Here is a 20680-nt window from a genome sequence, read left to right as displayed (position 1 = left end):
TGGTTTATTGTGGCGTTTCTAAAATAAATAAAGCCGTTAAAATCAAAATCCAAAAAACAATCCCAAATGCAATCAAGAATTTTTGTGGCAGACTGAATTTTTTCATTTGGACGGTATGAAGCTCTTGCGAGTTCAATTTTGCATAATTCAGCGCTTGAAATGCAGGAATGAGAAAAACAAAACTGAATACTGAAATAAGCCAGTATGGATCAGGTAATTTGACAAGTAACGAGCAGGCAATAAAACCGATACACATGAATATTGATGAAAACTTTTGTGTATAGCCTTGCCCTTCAGCATACATTTGAATTTTATTAAAAAGCGAATAGATAAAGAAATAGGCGAGTATTGTCCGCATAGCAGGCATGATATCTAAATGATCTTTCTGCATGAAAAAACGCCACGCTTCAAACGTCCACCAAATGGGATAGAGCCCAAAAGAACCAATAGATAAGAGGATGAAGCGTTTTAGGTTCATGATTTTTTGTGCTTCAACGCCAATATTCAGAATGTGGGCTTCAGTTTCTGTATTTTCTAGATTTTGCATGATCATTATTTTTTTGGTTTATTTTTTAATCAATAGTTTTAGGTGGCGTGAGATTACTTAAAAATCAAAGTGAGTCATCCAGATTCTTATATCCTTTCACTGTTTAAAATAGAACATTTCTTGTGCCAATTGAATAAATGCTTTTGTCGCAGGGCTGATGGACTTTTCGTCTTTCACGGCAAGCCCAATTTGGCGCTGTGTATTTGGTATAAGGGGGCGTTTTACCACATTTGGATGTAAACGTAGGAGTTCAGAGCTCATCGACATATCCGCGACAATGGCAATGCCTTCCTGCAAATTGACCATATTTAAAATGGTCAATAACTGGGACATTTGATATTGAATTTTGGGCTGAACATGATATTGGCGTAACAACTGTTCTACGTGGGTTTGACTGCCAGCCTTGGTCATAATAAAAGGATAGTCCTGCAAGTCTTGAATATTTAAAGCGATTTGTTGTGAGATTGGGTAACTTTTAGGAATAAGTGCGATAAAAATATCTTGCAATAAGGGATAGGTGATTAAGTGAGGGCGAGGTAATACTGCAAATCCAACATCAATTTGTCGTTCTTGAATCCACTGGGATACTTCAAGGTCAGTGCCTTCCTCAATAAATATTTCAATATGGGGATAGCGTATTCGGTAGGCTTTGAGTAATTCAGGCAGTAAGTGAATGGATGCCGATGCGCCAAAGGAACCAATACGTAAGGTTCCTTGCTGAACACCATGCGAGGCTTTGACTTGCTGTTGCATCATTTGTGCAGTATTCAACACCTCTTTGGCATGTAGCAGTAACTGCTGACCAATTTGAGTCAGTTCAATCTGATTTTGCTCACGAATCATTAAACGAACAGCCCAGTGCTTCTCTAAAGATTTTAAAGCATGTGAAACTGCGGATTGGGTAATGTTTAGATGTTGAGCAGCTAAAGTAAAGCTTTGATATTGAGCCACTAAAACAAAGATTTCGAGTTGTGTGAAAGTCATTTTGATATGAGTGTTTACTCATTTTGTTATGAATGTAAATGAGGATTATATTGTGCACTTAGACAAAGTGGAAGTGCATATTATGTGCAAATGGATGTATTCGTGAACATTATCATCGCGCTATTTCCCTTAGTGGCTTTAATTGCACTGGGCTATTTATTAAAACGAACGCAATTCATTCAAGATACCTTTTGGGGGAATTCAGAGAAATTAAATTACTTTATTCTTTTTCCTATTTTATTGTTTAGCAATTTAGCCAGTGTCAATTTAGATTTAAACGCCATAGCAGATATGCTGTTGGCCCTTTGTATCATTACTTTTAGCGTTAGTACATTACTTTGGCTACTCAAAAGAATATATGCTATTCCGCCTGCACGTTTTGGGGTGTATTTACAAAGCCATATTCGTTTTAATACTTATATTGGTTTGGCACTGATGGGAACATTGTATGGCGCTAAAGGTATGCAACTGTTTAGCATGCTGATTGCGGTTGCAATTCCATTGGTGAATATTTTATCTGTGATGTCTTTTTCTCAGGGTGAGAAAGGCCAACTGATGAAAACAATATTCTCTATTATAAAAAATCCATTAATTTTAGGCTGCGTGGTTGGGGTTTTATTTAACCTTTCAGGCTTGAGTCTATTTGCGGGTATGCAGTCACTTCTTAAAATTCTAGCGACCATGAGTTTACCTTTGGGGTTAATTTCCGTTGGTGCCGCCTTGCAGTTTAAATTGCTGAAGCTGAATCTTCGACAACTGACATGCAATACGGTTGGGCGCTTAATAATGATGCCATGTTTAGCTTATGTGGTGTGTTCTTGGGTGGGGCTCGCGACCTTAGAAAGCGCGATTATCACCACATTTTTTGGACTGCCTACAGCGTCTGCAGCCTATATTTTAACGCGGTATTTTCAGGGCGATAGTCAGTTAATGGCAGGGGTGATTAGTATGCAGACTTTAGGTTTTGCAGTGAGTTTTCCATTGATGATGTGGTTACTGTATTAATTTAATTATTGAATTTTTAAAATGAAAAAGCCTGCATATGCAGGCTTTTTATGGCTTGCAATTAGATTATGCAAATTGAGCTAATACTTCTAAGAAACCTTCGCTTTGGCGCGGGTATTGCGCAATGATGTCATGAATGCGCTGACCTTCAGGATTTTGTGCATTTACGTCACGACCATCCGCAGTAAATTGAGTCAACAGGCGTTGATAATCTGCTGGGCGCATATGTTTAAATGCATGCGATAGGACATGAAAGTCGCCATTCACGCCTTCAGGAGGCAGCTGATTCAGATAGGCAAATACACGCTCATCAGACCATTCTTCGTTAAACGTTGCTGGTTGAGATAATGCCATCGCAATCTCCTTGGTATGAATAAAATAAAAAAGGCAAAATATAAGGTCAGTTTAGGAAAGGAGTCCTTTCTTTTGCCAACTTGAAGCCTAGCTTCTTGTCTTGTAACTGAGTAAATACTTAAAGCACTGCTTTAAGTTTGCTAATCCAGTCCACTCGAAGCATAGCTTCTTATCTTGCGGCTGGGCAAAGTAATACTTTGCTAATCCAGCCTCATATTTTGCCTTGATTCAATTTGCTTGACTAATCAGAAATCAGATTATCGCTCTTCAGGCAAATTGATATTCATTTCAAGCATTTCAATATTGGCTTCAGAACGCACCGACATTTGGATATGCTGTTCGTCTACACCGCTTACATAACGGTTCACGACTTGCATAATTTCTTTTTTCATTTGATCAATTTTATCTTGACTCAAACGCTTGCCTAGGCCTTGTTCTGACGCAACAATAACTTTTAATCGATCTTTTGCAGTCTGTGCACTAGATGGTTTTTCATCACTACTGAAAAGTTTACTCCAGAATCCAGCCATTTTACCCTCCAAATAGTCTTGCTAACCAGCCTTTAGGCTTAACAGTGATATGTCTGTATGGGCGTTCCTCACCCAGAAAACGTGCAACTAAGTCATCATAGGCTTGGCCTGCAGATTCCTCAGTGTACAAAATAACCGGCTTACCTTCATTTGACGCTTGCAGTACGCTTTTACATTCAGGAATAACACCCAAAGTTGGAACACGTAAAATATCTTTTGAAATGTCATCAATGGTGAGCATTTCTTGTTTATCTGCACGTTCTGGGTTGAAACGTGTGATGCACAGGTGCTTACGGATACGACCTTCGTTGTTTTCAACTTTTTTGGTTTTACTGTCTAACATACCAATAATACGGTCAGAGTCACGTACTGAAGAAATTTCAGGATTAGTTACAATGATTGCTTCATCGGCATGGTACATGGCTAAAATTGCGCCACGCTCAATTCCCGCAGGTGAATCACAAATAATATAATCAAATTCTTGCGAAAGCTCATCCATTACACGTGCTACGCCTTCATCTGTTAAGGCGTCTTTATCACGGGTTTGAGAAGCTGGCAAAATATATAAATTTTCTATGTCTTTATCGCGAATGAGCGCTTGCTGTAATCGCGCTTCATTATTTAATACATTGACGAAATCATACACCACACGGCGTTCACAACCCATGATTAAGTCAAGATTACGTAAACCTACGTCAAAATCGATAACAACAGTTTTGTGACCGCGTAGGGCTAAACCTGTTGCAAAAGATGCACTTGTTGTAGTTTTACCTACGCCACCTTTGCCTGATGTTACGACAACAATTTTCGCCACCGAATCCACTCCTGTTATGGTAATCCCCCCTATAAGAATGGGGGTTTTGGTGTTTATTTATACATTAAAATTGCAAAGCTTCAAATACTAGCTCTTGCTGATCATTTAAATAAATATGCACAGGTTGCTTTGCAACATGTTGTGGAATGTCATCTGCTACACAATATGTTCCAGCAATCGATACCAGTTCTGCTTCTAATGAATGACAGAAAATACGTGCAGCGGTGTTGCCTCCAGCTCCGGCGATGACTCTACCACGGGCACTGCCATAAATATGTATATTTCCTGAAGCAATTGCTTCTGAACCACTGTTGATGCCTGCTGTGCTAATAATGTCACCATTATTTTGTACAAGGCATTGGCCGGTGCGCAAAATTTCATTGTGATAAGAGGTAATGTGCTGAATTGCTGGTTCAGCTTGGGCGATATTTTCGACTTCATTCTTTTCTGCTGTTGCAGGCTTCGTTTCCACCACTTGTTCTTTGGTGGCTTTGACTTGTTGCAATTGGCGGTCAGAAGGAATCACTGGAAATTGAATGGAACGTGCTTGCTTTGCCAACAGACCTTCAGTGACGGCCATCGGTTGCAAATCTAGACTAATGAGTAATTGAATCAGCTCTATTAGCTCTTGTTCCACGCTACTTTCAATAACGGCTAAAGTACCTGCGGGAAAACCCTTCTGAAGCATGGGGGTGAGTTGCTGGCGGATTGCATTATGATCATGCGTATCTAAGCTAATGCGAATCGCATTGACCATTCTGCCTTTTATCCGTATGTCAGCCATAATTATTCCTTAATACTTCTGAGCTATTGGTTTTATGCCGAAGCGATGTCGTAAATACAGCAAATGCTAGAACAAATTGAACGAATTCTCTAGCACGAAAACAATTATTTTGTTTTGATGTTCATTCTTTGGCTTGATCCTGTTCTTGCATTATTTGTTGCCACTGTTTGACCTTCACTTGTTTACGTACAGCATCCAAACTTTCAAACACTGCCGAGCGAACCAATTCGTCCAAATGTGTATTTTTTTCAACTTCTATTTGGCTAATGCGATTAGATATATCGGCATATAAATTAGGTTGATTATTACTAGAAGGAGTCGGGTAGGCGAAGGGATCAATTAAGCCCTGCGTAATATTTTCACCTAAGCGCTGTCCAATACTTTGAATCTGTTGTTCGATACGACCACCCACAATGGGAATAAGTCTGAGCAATTGGGTCAGTTCAGGTGTATCTTCAATCGCCTGATTGACAATTTGTCCAACATTTTTAGCAATACGCTCACGGTCAGCTTGTAATTCTTTGCTTAAATTCTCTTGCAAAATCTCGGCCAATACTTGTGCAAACATTTCACGGTGATGCTGAACCAAATTACTAATTAAATCTTTGTGTGTGGTACTGGTATTTAATTCATGTTTTAGCCCATCTAATACCGTAATGACGACACGGTCTGATAGCTCTTCCATAATCACTCGATAATAAAACAGTCCTTTGTTCTGCCATGATTTGGGGAAAATTTGATAGCCCATTTCATATAAACGATAAGCAATAATACCTGCGCGGAATAATCGCAAAAAACGTAAATACGGAATAATGGCTAGAATTTCATACCAATGAATAAACGGGAAAAAGAACCACCGTTGATGATGCTGATGGATGATAGCGATTCCCCAGCGCACCAATAACTCCACAATTAGAAAAATAATAAACCAAGCTTCGGTCACAATAACCCATGGGTGTAAATGCCCACGGTAAAAATCCAACACATTGGAAAGATGAATGCTATTCAAAAACCATTCGCCAATATGGCTCATGAGAAAGAAGTTCATGCCCAAGCAGAATAGGTTAAAAATAATAATAAACACCATAAAAATGTCATAGGCCAAAGACAGCTTAAAAGCCATACTGGTTGGGTCAAGATAATGATATTTATGTTTTTTAACCGAATCTCGCTGTGGCATATATAACTATTTCAACCTTATTCAACTGCTGTTTGATATGTGGCTTTCATTTTGCCAATGAGCTGATCTTTTTCAGCCCACAGCGTATCGACCCAATTTTGAAACTTTTCACGGAATTCGGCATCTTCATCATAATGACCTGCTAGTACCCATGCTGGAATCTCAATTTTACGTAAATTGACGGCAATACGTGGCACTTCGCCCAACCAAAATTCACCATAACCGGGTGCGCCGTCTGGGTAGACAATGGTCATGTCGACTAAGGCATCAATTTCATTACCCAAAATGTCCAGCGCCAGTGCTAAGCCACCCGCTTTCGGTTTCAATAAATATTGATAGGGTGATTGTTGCTGTGCCTGCTTTTCTGGGGTAAAACGCGTCCCTTCCAAATAGTTCAATAAGGTAAAGGGCTGGCTGAGTAATTGCTCACATGATTTACGTGCTTCATCCATATCGTGGTATTTCAGCTCAGGATTTTTGGCAATTTGTGCTTTGCTGTGACGCTTCATCATTGGGAAGCCTAAAATTTTAAAGGCTTGACCAACAAATGGAATAAAAATAAGTTCCCATTTGGTAAAGAAACGGGTCAGTGGCATACGGGTCAGGCCAAAATATTGATTGACTGTCGTATCGACCCAACTTTGATGATTACAGGTCATTAAATAACGACCTTGCAGATTTAAATCAAGACGTTCATCTACGCTAATATCCCATTGTGTGTTGGGCAGTACATGGTCAATCAGCCAGTTATTGACCGAGAGCCAACTGTTGGTAATTTTTATATTGGTTTCATCTACTTTAGAGGATGACTTAAGCAGTTTTGTTAGACCCAAAGCTAAAACGGGTGGGCCATGAAAGAAAGTACTACCTGTAATGATGGAGCCGACCGTTAACCCGCGTGTGATTTTTTTTAAGGCTGGTTGCTTCTTGCTTTGACATGACATATAAAAGTCCTAGGATCAAATTGTTTAAAATTTGCCGATTAACATAAATATAGCTACAGTTGAACAAATAAAAAAGTCTTGAAACTCAACAATGGAGAAAATGTGATGAACTTAACGAGATTTCTCCTACTAAATATTATAAAGTGTAAGTAATCGTTTTATTATTAACAAAAAATCAATGGTTGATCCATTTTTTTTAATACATCATTTCACCTATACAACAAAACACCAAACAAGGAGGCATGCAATGCGTGCATTAGCAATTTCAGCAGCGGTAGCAGGGGCATTAGTATTATCTGGTTGCCAATCAACTGGCAATAATATTGGTGGTATGGAATATGACAAATCAGCAATTGGCGCACTTGTAGGTGCGGCAGCGGGTTACGGTCTTTCTAAAGGTAATGCAAATACAAGCGCGCAAAATAACCGTGCTGCAGCCATTGGTGCAGTATTAGGTGGTGCGACAGGTGTTTATCTGGACAACAAAGAGAAAAAATTACGTCAGCAAATGGCTGGAACTGGGGTAGAAGTTAACCGCAATCCAGATGGCTCTGTAGGCCTGATTATGCCTGGTAGCATTACTTTTGATACCAACAAATCTAACATCAAGCCAAACTTCTATTCAACATTGAATAAAGTTGCGCAAACTTTAGCTGAAGATAACAAAAGTGCAATTTTAGTAACTGGCTATACTGATAATACGGGTAATGACAGCATCAATATTCCATTATCACAAGCACGCGCACAGTCAGTTAAAAACTACTTAGCGGGCCAAGGTATTTCTGGTAGCCGTATTGATGCACAAGGTTTGGGTTCTGCAAATCCAATCGCTTCAAATACAACACCTGCAGGTCGTGAACAAAACCGCCGTGTAGAAATTAGCATTTATGCAAAATAGTATTTTTACTCAGTAAGAGAAACCACCTTAGGGTGGTTTTTTTATGAACGTAAAATTAGCTTTTAAATTATGAAAGTCACGCAGAGATGACTATAATCGAGTCCGAATCTGGAAAAGGAAAAACTATGTCACTCGCAAGTCAGTTAAACGACAAGCAACTTGAAGCCATGAAATATACTCAAGGACCCTTGTTAGTGCTTGCTGGTGCTGGTTCGGGTAAAACATCGGTTATTACCCGAAAAATTGCCTATTTGGTGAAACATTGTGGCATTCCTGCGCATCGCATTACCGCCATGACCTTTACCAATAAAGCCGCGCGTGAAATGAAGGAGCGTGTGACCAAACTGTTATCACGTGAAGAATCCAAAGGTCTTTCAGTTTCGACATTCCATACCTTTGGTCTTAATATGTTGCGTATTGAATTAAAAAATACGCCATTGAAAGCCAATTTTTCTATTTTAGATGCCGATGATTGCAAACGCATTTTAATGGATTTAATGCACCGTGATAATTTGTCGGGTGCAGAAAGCAAAGAATTAATTGCCAAAGCCATGAAGATGATTTCGGATTGGAAAAACGACCTTATTCCACCCGAACAAGCGCATACAACGTGTGAAACTGCCGATGATGTGCAGATGGCACATTTGTATCAACTGTATGAGCGGAACCTGCGTGCGTACAATGCAGTCGATTTCGATGACCTGATTGTCATGCCTGCACGTTTGTTACAAGAAAATGCCGAAGTTCGTGAGCGTTGGCAAAACCGTATTCGTTACTTATTGGTCGATGAATATCAAGACACCAATACCGCACAGTATATTTTAGTGAAATTACTGGTTGGTGTGATGGGGCAGTTCACAGCCGTAGGCGATGATGACCAGTCGATTTATGCATGGCGCGGTGCAAAACCTGAAAATATGGCGTTGTTAAAAGAAGATTTTCATAATTTAAATGTGATTAAGTTAGAGCAAAACTACCGTTCGACCAGCCGTATTTTGAAAGCAGCCAATACGGTAATTGGCAACAACCCCCATATTTTTGATAAAAAGCTTTGGTCCGATAAAGGTCACGGTGAAGTCATTCGTGTGATTACCTGTCGTAATGACGATGATGAAGCTGAACGTGTGGTCAAAGATTTAATTACGCATAAGCTGATGAACGGTAAAAGTTGGAAAGATTACGCCATTTTATACCGTGGTAATTTCCAAGCCCGTGTATTGGAAACCCACCTTCGCCAATTACAAATTCCGTATAAATTGTCGGGCGGACAATCATTCTTTGCGCGTTCTGAAATTAAAGACATGATGAGCTATTTACGCTTAATCATTAATCCAGAAGATGACAGCGCTTTTTTACGGATTATTAATACCCCTAAACGCGCCATTGGCCCTGTGACTTTGGAAAAATTGGGCTTGTTTGCACAAGAACAGCGTTTATCGTTATTGACTGCTGCAGGCGATCAGCGCTTGACCATGGCGATTCCGAAAAAAGCCACCACACAATTGGCTGAATTTGCTGACTTTATTGAGCGTTTTACCCGTAACTTGGTAGAAGATGACGAACCTGTGCCAATCATCCGTCAAATGATGTTAGAAGCGGGTTACATTGATTATGTGAAAGAGACAGCGGCCACGCCTGCACAGGAAAAAACCAAGCTAGACAATATCGAAGTGTTATATAGCAGTATTCAAAGCTTGATTAACCGTGCTGAAGATGTGGATGAAAAGAACATTGAAAGTGTCATTCGTAAAATGGTGCTGTTGGATATGTTGGAACAGCAACAAGAAGATGAAGATACTGACAAGGTCAACTTGCTGACCTTACATGCATCGAAAGGTCTAGAGTTTCCTTATGTGTATTTAATTGGCTTAGAAGAAGAGCTTTTGCCCCATAAGAACTCGATTGCTGCTGAAACCGTCGAAGAAGAACGTCGCTTAATGTACGTAGGTATTACTCGTGCGCGTCAGGGTTTGACCATTACCTTGGCGGAACAACGCAAAGCGGGCGGGCAGATGAAGCAAATGACCCCAAGTCGCTTCTTAGATGAACTACCAGAAGATGAGTTGGAATGGTTAGGCCGTAAGAAAAAGCTGGCGGGAAATATCGACCCGAAACAGCAGGCACAGCATTATTTAGACAATTTACGTGCGCTGATTAAGCGTTAATCTCCATTAATTTTTCAACAGGAATGAACCATGAAAGTTCAGGTAAAAGTACTCGACGCACGTTTAGGCAACGAATGGCCAATGCCAACGTATGCAACTTCTGGCTCTGCGGGCTTAGATTTACGTGCATGTGTAGCTGAAACCACAGTGATTGAGCCAGGCCAAACTGTTTTAGTTAAAACCGGTTTAGCCATTTATATTCAAGACACGAACTTTGCTGGTTTGGTTTTACCACGTTCAGGTTTAGGTCATAAGCACGGTATTGTTTTGGGTAACTTGGTTGGCTTAATTGATTCTGACTATCAGGGCGAATTGATGGTTTCTGTTTGGAACCGTGGTCAAACAGCATTTAGCTTAGAACCAGGTGAGCGTTTGGCACAGTATATTTTAGTACCTGTGGTGCAAGCTGAGTTTGATTTGGTTGATGAGTTTGAAGTAACAGAACGCGGTGCTGGCGGTTTTGGTCACACGGGTAAAAACTAAGAAAAATTTGCTCTAGAGCAAATTTTGATTTAAAAAAACGAATTGCGGAGTTTTTCGGCAGTTCGTTTTTTATGGTGTAATTTTAGTAAAATTTATAAAATATGGTGTTATAGAAAGGGGCACTAATAAAAGCAAAGGAATAATGGAATTCTACTTGAAGATGGCATGAGCCTCCCTAAATGACTGATGTTCTTTCTCTAATGTTAAGAGTCAGTGTTGTGAGTTGCAAAGTACATTGTTTTAATTCTTTAACTCAAAACCTGTATAGCCTCGCTATAAAGTTTATCTCACATTATTTTTAGTAGAAAGTGTTGTTTATGATTATACCTAGAGTCAGTTTTACATTTTTTTGCATGATTTGAATTTTTATCCATTTTTTATCCTAAACTATTTTGTAGTATAGAATTATAAAAAGGCGCGGGAGTTTCAAATGAAAACAGCAATCGTATATGCAGTCAGCAGTTTATTACTCCTTGGTACATCTGCTTCAGTTTTGGCTGAAATGCAAATGGGAAATAATTCTGTGGCAAGCATGACGCCACATCGTCCACCTGCACCCATGCACCAACCCAGTTATTCAAAACCTCAGCCGAGCTATCCAAGCCACCGTCCTGGCTATCCAAATCATCGGCCTCATTATCCAACGCGTCCATTGCCTAGTTACCCAAGCCGACCATATCCGCCTTATCCACAAAGTGGGGTAAGTCTTCATTATCAGGCACCGACCACAATCATTCAAAATTCACAAAGTTATAGTTGGGTCAATGGCGATCCAAATGTTGCACATATTGAAAGTTCGACGCATGTGGTGATTACAGACTGGCGTCGTTTAGGTTTGCCTGCACCACCAAATGGCATGTATTGGATTCTTGAAAATGGTCGCTATATTTTAGTGCCGAATGAGTAAAGACTCCTTCGACTTATGCATAGTTTGGAAAGTATTATTAAGCCAATTCATCATCTTGTGGGCGAGGGGTTTTATCTTCAGGCAGTGAGGTTTCACGGTGCTTTTCACGTATAACAGATGGAAAAGTCCAAGAGGCATAGCGCACCACTAAAATGGCGAATGCCATAATTAAAATAGAACCAGTGATAATGACCAAATCCATACTGGCTTTATGTGTATGTTGAATATCGGCAATAAGTAAACGGGTGAGTGCTGTAATGGCAATATAAATGAGAAAGCGAACAGGCATGTGGTTGGTTTTAAAATAAATACCCACCATGGCACCTAATTCTAAGTAGATAAATAACAACAGAATATCGTCAATGGTGGCAAATTTTTTCACGGTCAAAATGTCATAAACGGTATGACCGGCAGACCAAATAACCATACAGCCAATAATAAATAGCGCGACATAATGAAAGCTTTCTACGGCAAGATTACCGAAACGGTCGAGGAGTGTTTCAATTTTTTCAACTTTAGGGTCACGATTTGTCATGATTTTTCCTCCTATTGGTTTTAATGGTTGTGTGCTCATTCAATACTAAGCAAATTTCATGCACATGAACGTGATGCAGTAAAATTTAATATAAAACAAAATAGATAAAAAGGAGGCGCTGTATATTGGTATCCCATTTGGAAAAAAGTAATACAGAGCAGATGTATGAGCTGATTCGCTACTATCCATTAGTGGCTATTATTTTGCAATTTGAGAACGACTTAGAGGTGAATCATCTTTCACTTTATCTAGAGATATTTACAACAGAAAGCGTTGTGCTCCAAGGGTATATTGCAAACTAAATCCTATGGAAGAATGGATTGAGAATGAGTGATGTGCCAAATGATTATATAGCAGAATAATTTGAAAAAATTGCAGCAATTGAAATAGAGGTTGAGTCCTCTGATTGGCAAATTAAAAGTGAGTCAACACTGCACCGCACATAATGCAATGCCTGCAACAGAGGCATTGTGCATTTCAAATCCTGCTTTGGCACAGGTGGCACGTATTGATTAGCCAAATATCCAAGCATCAAAAAAGCCTGCATAGAGCAGGCTTTTTTAGCATCAAGACAATTAAGCTTGATTGGTGAAATAATCTTCGCTGAAGTTCATGACCACTTCTGAGCCTGCTTTAACTTTGGTAATGCGTAATGCAAGTTCAGGCAAGATGCGCTGTACAAAGTACAATGCCAAAGACAGTTTATTTTGATAAAACTCGCCTTCTTTTGCTTTGGCTGCATTGGCAATGCGGGCAAACATATAAGCAAAGCTGAGTAGGCCAACGGCATGTAGGTAATCGACCGCGGCAGCATTTGAAAATTCAGGATTTTCACGAGCAGCTTCAAGAATATATTGAGTCACTGATTCAACTTCAGTGGCAGCATCTAAAGTTGCATCTTTAATGAAGTTTAAGTCTGCATCTAAGCCATTGGCGAAATCACGAATTTCTTGGATATATTCTTCAATAAATGTGCCATTACATTTAATGGTTTTACGGCCAATTAAATCTTGCGATTGGACACCGTTGGTGCCTTCGTAAATTTGCGCAATACGTAAGTCACGAACACATTGCTCCATACCCCATTCACGGATATAACCATGACCGCCAAACACCATTTGTGCATCAATCACTGCATCAAAAGCAGTATCGGTTAAGAAGGCTTTTGCAATAGGGGTCAGTAGTGCCACACGGTCATTGGCAGTTTTAACGGCTTCTGGGTCAGTAGAGAACTTGGTAATATCAAGTTGCTGACCAACATAGACTGCAAAGGCACGTGATGCTTCGTTATTTGCGCGCGCATTGAGCAACATACGACGCACATCACCATGAACCAAAATGCTGTCAGCTGGTTTGTTTGGTGATTTTATACCCGTTACACTGCGACCTTGAATACGGTCAGTCGCGTACTGTGCTGCATTTTGGTAAGCAAATTCAGACGCACCTAAACCTTGAATACCCATAGACAAACGTTCGTAGTTCATCATGACGAACATCGCGGCTAGGCCTTCATTTTCTTTACCGACAAGGTAGCCTTTTGCACCATCAAAATTCATTACACATGTTGCAGAGGCTTTAATGCCCATTTTGTGTTCAATAGAACCAGGGCCAGCTGCATTGCGTTCACCGACAGAACCATCTTCATTGACCATAAATTTAGGCACAATAAAGAGGGAAATACCGCGTGAACCTGCAGGTGCGTCAGGGGTTTTTGCCAAAACCAAGTGAATGATGTTTTCAGCTAAGTCGTGGTCACCGCCAGTAATGAAGATTTTGGTGCCCGTAATGTTATACGTTCCATCTTCATTGCGTTCAGCTTTGGTTTTAATAATGCCTAAATCTGTACCTGCATGTGGTTCAGTTAAGCACATAGTGCCCGACCATTCACCTGAGTAAATTTTAGGAAGGTAGGTTTCTTTTTGCTCTTGCGATGCATAGCTGTTTAAAGCCATACCTGCGCCGACAGAAAGAAGCGGGTAGAGCATGAATGATGGATTGGTTGCGAACAACATTTCATCTGCAAGTACAGTCAGCATTTTAGGCATGCCTTGACCGCCCCATTCTTCATCTGCTGCTAAGCCAATCCAACCGCCTTCTGCATATTGTTTGAAAGCTGCTTTAAAGCCCGCAGGTGTAGTCACATTGCCATTGCTGTAAGTTGCGCCTTCTTCATCGCCCGTGCGGTTCAGAGGATGAGTCACGTTTTGTGCAAACTTTGCCATTTCTTCAAGAATAGCTTCTGCCGTTGCTGCATCTACATGCGCTAAATTTTCATTGGCTTGCCAGAATTGTTCTGCATTAAAAACATCATTTAAGATGAATTTCATATCGGCAAGTGGCGCGTTATAAATTGGCATAGTGTCACCTGTTTTTTGTTTAATTCAATTCGATAGATTCGGCCACATTCATGACATGACATGTGTTGAGCCGATGAAAGGTTAAATCTTGGTATCTTTATAAAGAAAAAGGACTGTCAAAGCTATGACCGTCCTTTCTCTATTTCTGTACTCTAGAGTACAGTTTTTTAAATATCAGATTAGATATTTAAATTAGAATGCAAAATCGTCTGCATCTAATGCCATCAATGGCTCTAGGCCACCCGAAATCACCTCAACGTGTGAACGCACGCGTGGTAAGATTTTCTTGAAGTAGAAACGGGCCGTTGTTACTTTTGCGTTATAGAAGCCAGTTTCAGTAGAACCTTCAGCAAGTTTTTGCTGTGCAACAAGTGCCATGCGCGCCCAAAGGTAAGCAAGGGTTACATAACCTGAGAAGTAGAGGTAATCTACGGCTGCTGCACCCACTTCATCTGGGTTTTGCATCGCTTTCATACCAATTTGCATGGTTAAGTCACCCCACTCTTTATTTAGAGCGGCAAGTGGTTCAAGGAATTCTTTCAAATCTGCATTGTCTTTGTTTGCATCGCAGAATTTATGAATAATCTTAGTGAAGTCTTTCAACATTGCACCTTGAGTACCCAAAACTTTACGACCTAACAAGTCAAGCGCTTGGATTTCAGTTGTTCCTTCATACAAGCAAGCAATACGTGTATCACGTACAATTTGCTCCATACCATGCTCTGAAATAAAGCCGTGACCGCCAAACACTTGAACGCCGTGTTTTGCAGACTCTGAACCTGTTTCAGTCAAGAATGCTTTTGCAATTGGAGTCAACAAAGACAAGATGTTGTCAGAAGATTTACGTTCTTCTTCTGTTGCACCTTTTTCTACGATATCTGCATGTAAAGACAACAAGTAAACCAGTGCACGTGCGCCTTCAGCAAAAGATTTTTGCGTCATAAGCATATTACGTACAGCAGGGTGCACAATAATAGGATCGGCTTCTTTTTCTGGCGCTTTTACACCTGAAAGTGAACGCATTGCCAAACGGTCTTTTGCATAAGTCAAAGCACCTTGGAATGCGCCTTCAGATGCTGCAAGACCTTGTACAGCCGTACCAATACGTGCAGTGTTCATGAAAGTGAACATGCAGTTTAAGCCACGGTTTTCAGGGCCAATCAGGAAACCTTTGGCGTTATCAAAGTTGATGACGCAAGTTGAGTTACCATGAATACCCATTTTGTGTTCAATTGAACCACAACGTACAGCGTTACGCTCACCCACAGTACCGTCTGCATTTAAGTTGAACTTCGGTACGATGAATAAAGAAATACCTTTGGTACCTTTTGGTGCACCAGGAAGACGAGCAAGAACGATGTGAATAATGTTCTCTGCCATGTCATGTTCACCCGCTGAGATAAAGATTTTCTCACCAGTGATTGCATAGCTACCGTCAGCTTGTGGTTCAGCTTTAGTACGAATAATGCCTAAGTCAGAACCTGCATGAGATTCTGTTAAACACATGGTTCCTGTCCAAACACCTGAAACAAGGTTAGGCAAGTAAGCATCTTTTTGTTCAGTTGAACCGTGATGTTCTAAAGTACGAACTGCACCATGAGATAGGCCTGGGTACATACCCCATGCCCAGTTCGCAGTACCGACCATTTCAGAAATCACGTTACCTAAAGAAACAGGTAAAGCTTGACCGCCGTATTGCTCTTCAGCAGACAAAGACGGAAAGCCAAGTTCGATATATTTTTGATACGCTTCTTTAAAGCCTGTTGGTGTGGTTACAACGCCATCGTTCCATGTACAGCCTTCGCGGTCACCGCTTTGGTTGATTGGAGATAATTCGTTTTCACAGAAATCTGCAGCAGCTTCTAAATATTGGTCAACCAATTCACGGCTTACTGTGTCTTGGAATGCAGGCAATTTTGCATAATGTTCTTCTGCATTTAATAATTCATGCAAAACAAATTGCATATCACGTAAGGGCGCTTTGTATTGTGGCATATCGGTTTCCTCAATACTGGTTTAACCAGCTTATAATCTTAATCAACATTTGAATGCATTTTTGTAGATGCATCTTTGAATGGCTTAATCGTGCAACATCTTCTAATAAGGTACAAGCTTTTCTAAGGGTTTTCTTAGTGACTGTAAAGTCAAAGATTTATGGCTTGAAAATGCTAAGTGCATTGAGTGTAAACAGTTTTGCTTGAATTGGAATGATACAAATAGTCAAAAAGCGTAAAAAAATATGTCCAATAAAAAAGACGCAGAAAGCGCCTTTTTGATGTAGGGGAGAGGATTAAGCAATTTTTACTTGCGTAGGTGCTGGCATTTTAGGTTGGAAACGGATTTTACATTTACCGTCAATGGTTTGTGTACCGACTTTAAATTGTACTGCGGTGCCATCAGCTTTACCTTGGCATGCTTTTAAAACGGCTTGTTGTTTTGCTTGGCGCTCTGCTAAGCGTTGATCAAACTGTTTGGTAAGTTCTGCACGTTTAGCATCGGTTAAGGGTTCATCACGATGCATCATCATTGGACTATTTTTATCACGATGCATGGCATGGTGTTCGCCACGTGCGCCGTGTGTCTCTTTCATATTTTTACGGTCAGCTTTAAATACAGTCGTACAAGTACCATCCATCGTTTGATTGCCTGTTTTGATTTGTACTGTGCTACCCGCAATTTTGCCGTCACAGGCGTGCTTAACTTGCTTCATCATTTCATGACGTTCAGCACGCATCTGCTGCATTTGTTCACGTTGTTCGGGCGTGATATTACGGTCATGTTTTTGACTGTGCATTCTTTGGGGCTGATCCGTATCTTTGGTGGTATTGGTCGATTGACACGCGGTTAATGCACCCATTGATAAAAGGCTTGCGCTGACTAAAGCAATTTTTGTTATGTGATTCATTGTAGATTCCCCATTACAGATGCTGTTTATTTAATGCTTAAAGATTAAATAATAATGATGTAGAAACAATGGAGAGTTTTTTGATTCAGTGTTCGTTACAATGGTCAATCTAGAAGAAAAATAGAGATATTGATCTTGAAAATTCGTCGTATCCCCATTGCCTTACGTTTATTTCTAACAGTTTTATTGACCACTTTGGTCATTACAACTGTTAGCCTAGGCGTGCTTCATTGGAATATGCAACGCAATTTCACCAAGTATGTGTCCGATGTCGAAATGCAGAAGCTGGATCATTTAATTGGAAATTTAGCGGATGTATATGACATTTACCATGATTGGGGGAATGCGATTCAGGCACAAATTTTACAGATAGAAGGCAAGGCCGGGCCAGATGATTATGATCGTTTGTCTCGTTGGTGGTTGCGTCGTCAGTATGATATTGCTTTGCAACAGCGCTATTTTCAGGAAAATACCAATCCTTTATTTACTGTAAAAAATATTGAATCACAAGGCACGAAGCATGTTGTGGATCAAGAAGAACTTAAGGCTTTAGAACTGAATTTACCTTCTGAATTTCAACCTTTTGATGGTTTGAGATTTCCATTAAGTGACAATCAAAATGTTTTCCGTCGTTCAAATGACAAAGACGCGAAAAAAGAAAGTACGCCTACCAATACGCCACAAACGGTCAGTGGTAAAAAGCAATTTATTCAAATGCCAGACCGTTTAGGTCTAAGCTCACGCCTATCTTTGTATGATGAGAAGCATCAGTTTGTGGTGGGTGAGCCTTCTGATAATCCTGTGTCTTATCGACCGATAGTCGTCAAGAATCAAGTGGTGGGTTATTTAGGCCTTAAACCAGTATTAGATCAAGATGATGCTTTAAGTATTAACTTCTTTAGTAATCAAAAACGATATTTACTTTTGGTTTATGGCTTAACCATTTTGGCCAGTTTAATTGCTTCATTATTATTAGCGACCTATTTTAAACAGCCAATTCAGCGTTTATTAAACGGCACACGTGAGTTGACGAAGGGTAATTATCAACATCAGGTGAAAGTAAATCGAAATGATGAATTGGGGGACTTATCTCAAGAGTTGAATCAGCTCGCGGTCATTCTAGATCAACATGAAACCTCACGTCGCCAATGGGTTGCAGATACTTCGCATGAGTTGAAAACACCGCTGGCTGTGTTACAGGCACAAATTGAAGCAATGCAGGACGGTATTCGTAAGCCAACGCCAGAACACTTTGCGTCGATGTTGCGTCAAGTCAATAGCCTGAAAAAGTTAACCAAAGATTTAGCCGATTTGGCGCAGGCAGAAGCGCAACAATTAAATGTCTATTTGACTGAAATAAACCCTTGGGATGTGGTGTTACAGGAAATTGAAAACTTTAAGCCGAAGTTCGAACAAGCAGGTTTACAGATTACAGCACAAGGTGAAGGCGAAATTTTACAATTGGATATAGACCGCTTTAAGCAAATTATGGTGAACTTACTGGGCAATAGTATTCGCTATACCGAAGCAGGCGGGCAGGTGCAGGTACATACGGAACAGAATGCAACGCAATGGACACTCTATGTTGATGACAGTCCATTTGGGTTGACTGCTGAACAGTTGGCACGTTTAGGCGAGCGTTTTTACCGCGTTGATGATTCGCGTACACGTGCAACAGGTGGTACAGGTTTAGGTTTGGCATTGTCCGTGAAAATGGCAAAAGCCTTGGGCGGTGAATTGAGTTTTGAGCATTCACCATTGGGCGGTTTACGATGCAAACTGACTTTTCCAAAACAGATGAAACAATAAGGACACTTACATGAAACATATCATGCTGGTTGAAGATGAAGTAGAACTTGCACAACTGGTGCGTGATTATTTAGAAGCGGCTGGTTTTGAAGTCAGCATGTTTCATGATGGACAAGAAGCCTATGAAAGCTTTATGCAACGCAAACCCAGTCTGATGATTTTGGATTTGATGGTGCCACGCATGGATGGTTTGACCATGTGCCGTAAAGTCCGTGAACAGTCAGATTTACCGATTATTATGGTGACAGCACGTACTGAAGAAATAGACCGTGTACTGGGTTTAAACATGGGTGCAGATGACTATGTGTGTAAACCTTTTAGTCCGAAAGAGTTAGTGGCTCGTGTTCAAGCTGTTTTACGTCGTCTAGAGCGGAAAGCTGAACCTGAAAGCAATGATTTATTCCGTATGGACAAAGCACAACAGCGTATTTGGTATCAACAAAAAACATTGAATTTAACCCCGACGGAATTCCGTTTATTAGAACTGTTTTTGGAGCATGTTGGGCAGGTGTATTCACGCGCACAATTGTTAGATCATATTAACCCAGACAGTTTTGATGTGGCTGACCGTGTGATTGACAGTCATATTAAAAACTTACGCCGTAAAATTTCAGATGCTGCCGAAACAGGTAACCGTCACGAGTGGATTCAAGCGGTGTATGGTGTAGGTTACCGTTTTGAATATCCTGAAGATTAATTTTATTTAGGATGTATAAAAAAGCGGATTAGTCATGGCTTATCCGCTTTTTATTTGAAGCAAAAGTTATGAGCGAAAACTAGGATAGGAAAAATACGATGAATATAACAATTAGAGATGAAAGAGTTGAAGATATTGCAACAATTGAAGCCCTAACCAAATCGGCTTTTTTGCATGCAGAGCATACCAGTCATACGGAACATTTTATTGTCAATCAATTAAGAAAACATCATCAGTTAAGCATTTCTTTGGTTGCAGAAGAAGAACAAACCATTGTGGGACATGTTGCCGTTTCGCCCGTTAAAATTTCTTCAGGTGAGACTGGCTGGTATGGTTTAGGGCCTATTTCAGTTTTACCGCATAAACAAGGTTTGGGTATTGGCACAATGCTGATGCATGCTACTTTGGCTAGGCTGAAGACTTTAGGTGCAAAGGGCTGTGTTTTATTAGGCGACCCCAATTATTATGGTCGTTTTGGTTTTCAGGTTGTACCTGATTTAACTTTGCCAGACGTTCCAAAAGAATATTTCCAAGTGATTTCTTTTGTTGGCTCTATCCCTCAAGGGGAGGTGAGCTATCACGAGGCATTTAATGCTACGGAATAGTGGTGTAGTTTTTTCTTGAAGTAGATAAGAGGCTATTCGATCAAATTTAAGCCTATTTCTGATCGAATGGCTCATCTGAACCCAAAAAATGTGAACCAAGAAAAACGATTTCTATTGATGGGCTAGGTTATACAGCACTTAACATTTACAATTCACGTTTTTATACAATGAGAGTCT

The 20680-nt window shown here is 40.2% G+C and carries 20 protein-coding genes; 8 read left to right on the top strand and 12 right to left on the bottom strand.

The annotated features are described in order from the left end of the window. Positions 1–4: 4 nt before the first annotated feature. Together BBP83_RS03910 and BBP83_RS03905 are read right to left on the bottom strand one after the other, a co-directional pair. Positions 5–553: a hypothetical protein gene (locus BBP83_RS03910; RefSeq protein WP_068886111.1), complete on the bottom strand. Its 549-nt coding sequence runs from the start codon at positions 551–553 to the stop codon at positions 5–7. Positions 554–643: 90 nt separating this feature from the next. Continuing rightward, positions 644–1531, bottom strand: coding sequence for a LysR family transcriptional regulator (locus BBP83_RS03905; RefSeq protein ID WP_068886110.1), 888 nt, complete (start codon positions 1529–1531; stop codon positions 644–646). A gap of 102 nt (positions 1532–1633) precedes the next feature. Between BBP83_RS03905 and BBP83_RS03900 the strand changes: the two genes are divergently transcribed. After that, a complete protein-coding gene (locus tag BBP83_RS03900; protein ID WP_078055394.1) occupies positions 1634–2536 on the top strand; it encodes an AEC family transporter in 903 nt (300 codons plus the stop codon). Between the two features lie 66 nt (positions 2537–2602). On the opposite strand, the gene BBP83_RS03895 is transcribed toward BBP83_RS03900, so the two are convergent. The 6 genes from BBP83_RS03895 to BBP83_RS03870 form a co-directional block, all read right to left on the bottom strand. Further along, positions 2603–2890: a PA4642 family protein gene (locus BBP83_RS03895; RefSeq protein ID WP_068886108.1), complete on the bottom strand. Its 288-nt coding sequence runs from the start codon at positions 2888–2890 to the stop codon at positions 2603–2605. 257 nt (positions 2891–3147) lie between these two features. Then, on the bottom strand, positions 3148–3420 hold the full coding sequence (gene minE / locus BBP83_RS03890; RefSeq protein WP_068886107.1) for a cell division topological specificity factor MinE: 273 nt from the start codon (positions 3418–3420) through the stop codon (positions 3148–3150). 1 nt (position 3421) lies between these two features. Further along, positions 3422–4234, bottom strand: coding sequence for a septum site-determining protein MinD (gene minD, locus BBP83_RS03885; protein WP_068886106.1), 813 nt, complete (start codon positions 4232–4234; stop codon positions 3422–3424). A 64-nt stretch (positions 4235–4298) separates the two neighbouring features. Further along, positions 4299–5018 (bottom strand): septum site-determining protein MinC, encoded by a 720-nt coding sequence (gene minC, locus BBP83_RS03880; protein WP_068886105.1) that lies wholly within the window; start codon positions 5016–5018, stop codon positions 4299–4301. Between the two features lie 121 nt (positions 5019–5139). Further along, positions 5140–6198: a hypothetical protein gene (locus tag BBP83_RS03875; protein ID WP_068886104.1), complete on the bottom strand. Its 1059-nt coding sequence runs from the start codon at positions 6196–6198 to the stop codon at positions 5140–5142. A 17-nt stretch (positions 6199–6215) separates the two neighbouring features. After that, on the bottom strand, positions 6216–7142 hold the full coding sequence (locus tag BBP83_RS03870) for an acyltransferase (RefSeq protein WP_068886103.1): 927 nt from the start codon (positions 7140–7142) through the stop codon (positions 6216–6218). 247 nt (positions 7143–7389) lie between these two features. On the opposite strand from BBP83_RS03870, the gene BBP83_RS03865 reads away from it, so the two are divergent. From BBP83_RS03865 to BBP83_RS03850, 4 genes are all read left to right on the top strand, one after another. Beyond that, a complete protein-coding gene (locus BBP83_RS03865; RefSeq protein WP_068886102.1) occupies positions 7390–8040 on the top strand; it encodes a YiaD family glycine zipper/OmpA-like lipoprotein in 651 nt (216 codons plus the stop codon). A gap of 125 nt (positions 8041–8165) precedes the next feature. Continuing rightward, the gene (locus BBP83_RS03860) at positions 8166–10205 is read left to right on the top strand and encodes a UvrD-helicase domain-containing protein (protein WP_068886101.1); all 2040 of its coding nucleotides are present in this window, start codon (positions 8166–8168) and stop codon (positions 10203–10205) included. A gap of 30 nt (positions 10206–10235) precedes the next feature. Further along, positions 10236–10688, top strand: coding sequence for a dUTP diphosphatase (dut, locus tag BBP83_RS03855; RefSeq protein ID WP_068886100.1), 453 nt, complete (start codon positions 10236–10238; stop codon positions 10686–10688). Between the two features lie 430 nt (positions 10689–11118). After that, complete coding sequence (locus tag BBP83_RS03850) at positions 11119–11595, top strand: RcnB family protein (protein WP_068886099.1); 477 nt, start codon at positions 11119–11121, stop codon at positions 11593–11595. A gap of 37 nt (positions 11596–11632) precedes the next feature. On the opposite strand, the gene BBP83_RS03845 is transcribed toward BBP83_RS03850, so the two are convergent. The 4 genes from BBP83_RS03845 to BBP83_RS03830 form a co-directional block, all read right to left on the bottom strand. Next, entirely contained in the window at positions 11633–12130 is a 498-nt protein-coding gene (locus BBP83_RS03845) for a phosphate-starvation-inducible protein PsiE (protein WP_068886098.1), read from the bottom strand. A 575-nt stretch (positions 12131–12705) separates the two neighbouring features. Continuing rightward, a complete protein-coding gene (locus BBP83_RS03840; protein WP_068886097.1) occupies positions 12706–14487 on the bottom strand; it encodes an acyl-CoA dehydrogenase C-terminal domain-containing protein in 1782 nt (593 codons plus the stop codon). A 192-nt stretch (positions 14488–14679) separates the two neighbouring features. Further along, a complete protein-coding gene (locus BBP83_RS03835; RefSeq protein ID WP_068886096.1) occupies positions 14680–16482 on the bottom strand; it encodes an acyl-CoA dehydrogenase C-terminal domain-containing protein in 1803 nt (600 codons plus the stop codon). 295 nt (positions 16483–16777) lie between these two features. Next, entirely contained in the window at positions 16778–17392 is a 615-nt protein-coding gene (locus BBP83_RS03830) for a hypothetical protein (RefSeq protein ID WP_068886095.1), read from the bottom strand. A gap of 135 nt (positions 17393–17527) precedes the next feature. Between BBP83_RS03830 and baeS the strand changes: the two genes are divergently transcribed. The 3 genes from baeS to BBP83_RS03815 all read left to right on the top strand — a co-directional run bounded on the left by baeS (position 17528) and on the right by BBP83_RS03815 (position 20503). After that, positions 17528–19201: a sensor histidine kinase efflux regulator BaeS gene (gene baeS, locus BBP83_RS03825; RefSeq protein WP_068886094.1), complete on the top strand. Its 1674-nt coding sequence runs from the start codon at positions 17528–17530 to the stop codon at positions 19199–19201. A 10-nt stretch (positions 19202–19211) separates the two neighbouring features. Then, positions 19212–19898, top strand: coding sequence for a response regulator (locus BBP83_RS03820; protein WP_068886093.1), 687 nt, complete (start codon positions 19212–19214; stop codon positions 19896–19898). A gap of 98 nt (positions 19899–19996) precedes the next feature. Continuing rightward, complete coding sequence (locus BBP83_RS03815) at positions 19997–20503, top strand: GNAT family N-acetyltransferase (RefSeq protein WP_068886092.1); 507 nt, start codon at positions 19997–19999, stop codon at positions 20501–20503. Positions 20504–20680 lie beyond the last annotated feature (177 nt).

It is taken from the genome of Acinetobacter celticus (genome assembly GCF_001707755.1).
GTDB classification, from domain to species: Bacteria; Pseudomonadota; Gammaproteobacteria; order Pseudomonadales; family Moraxellaceae; genus Acinetobacter; species Acinetobacter celticus.
This window is presented reverse-complemented; position numbering and strand designations above follow the sequence as displayed.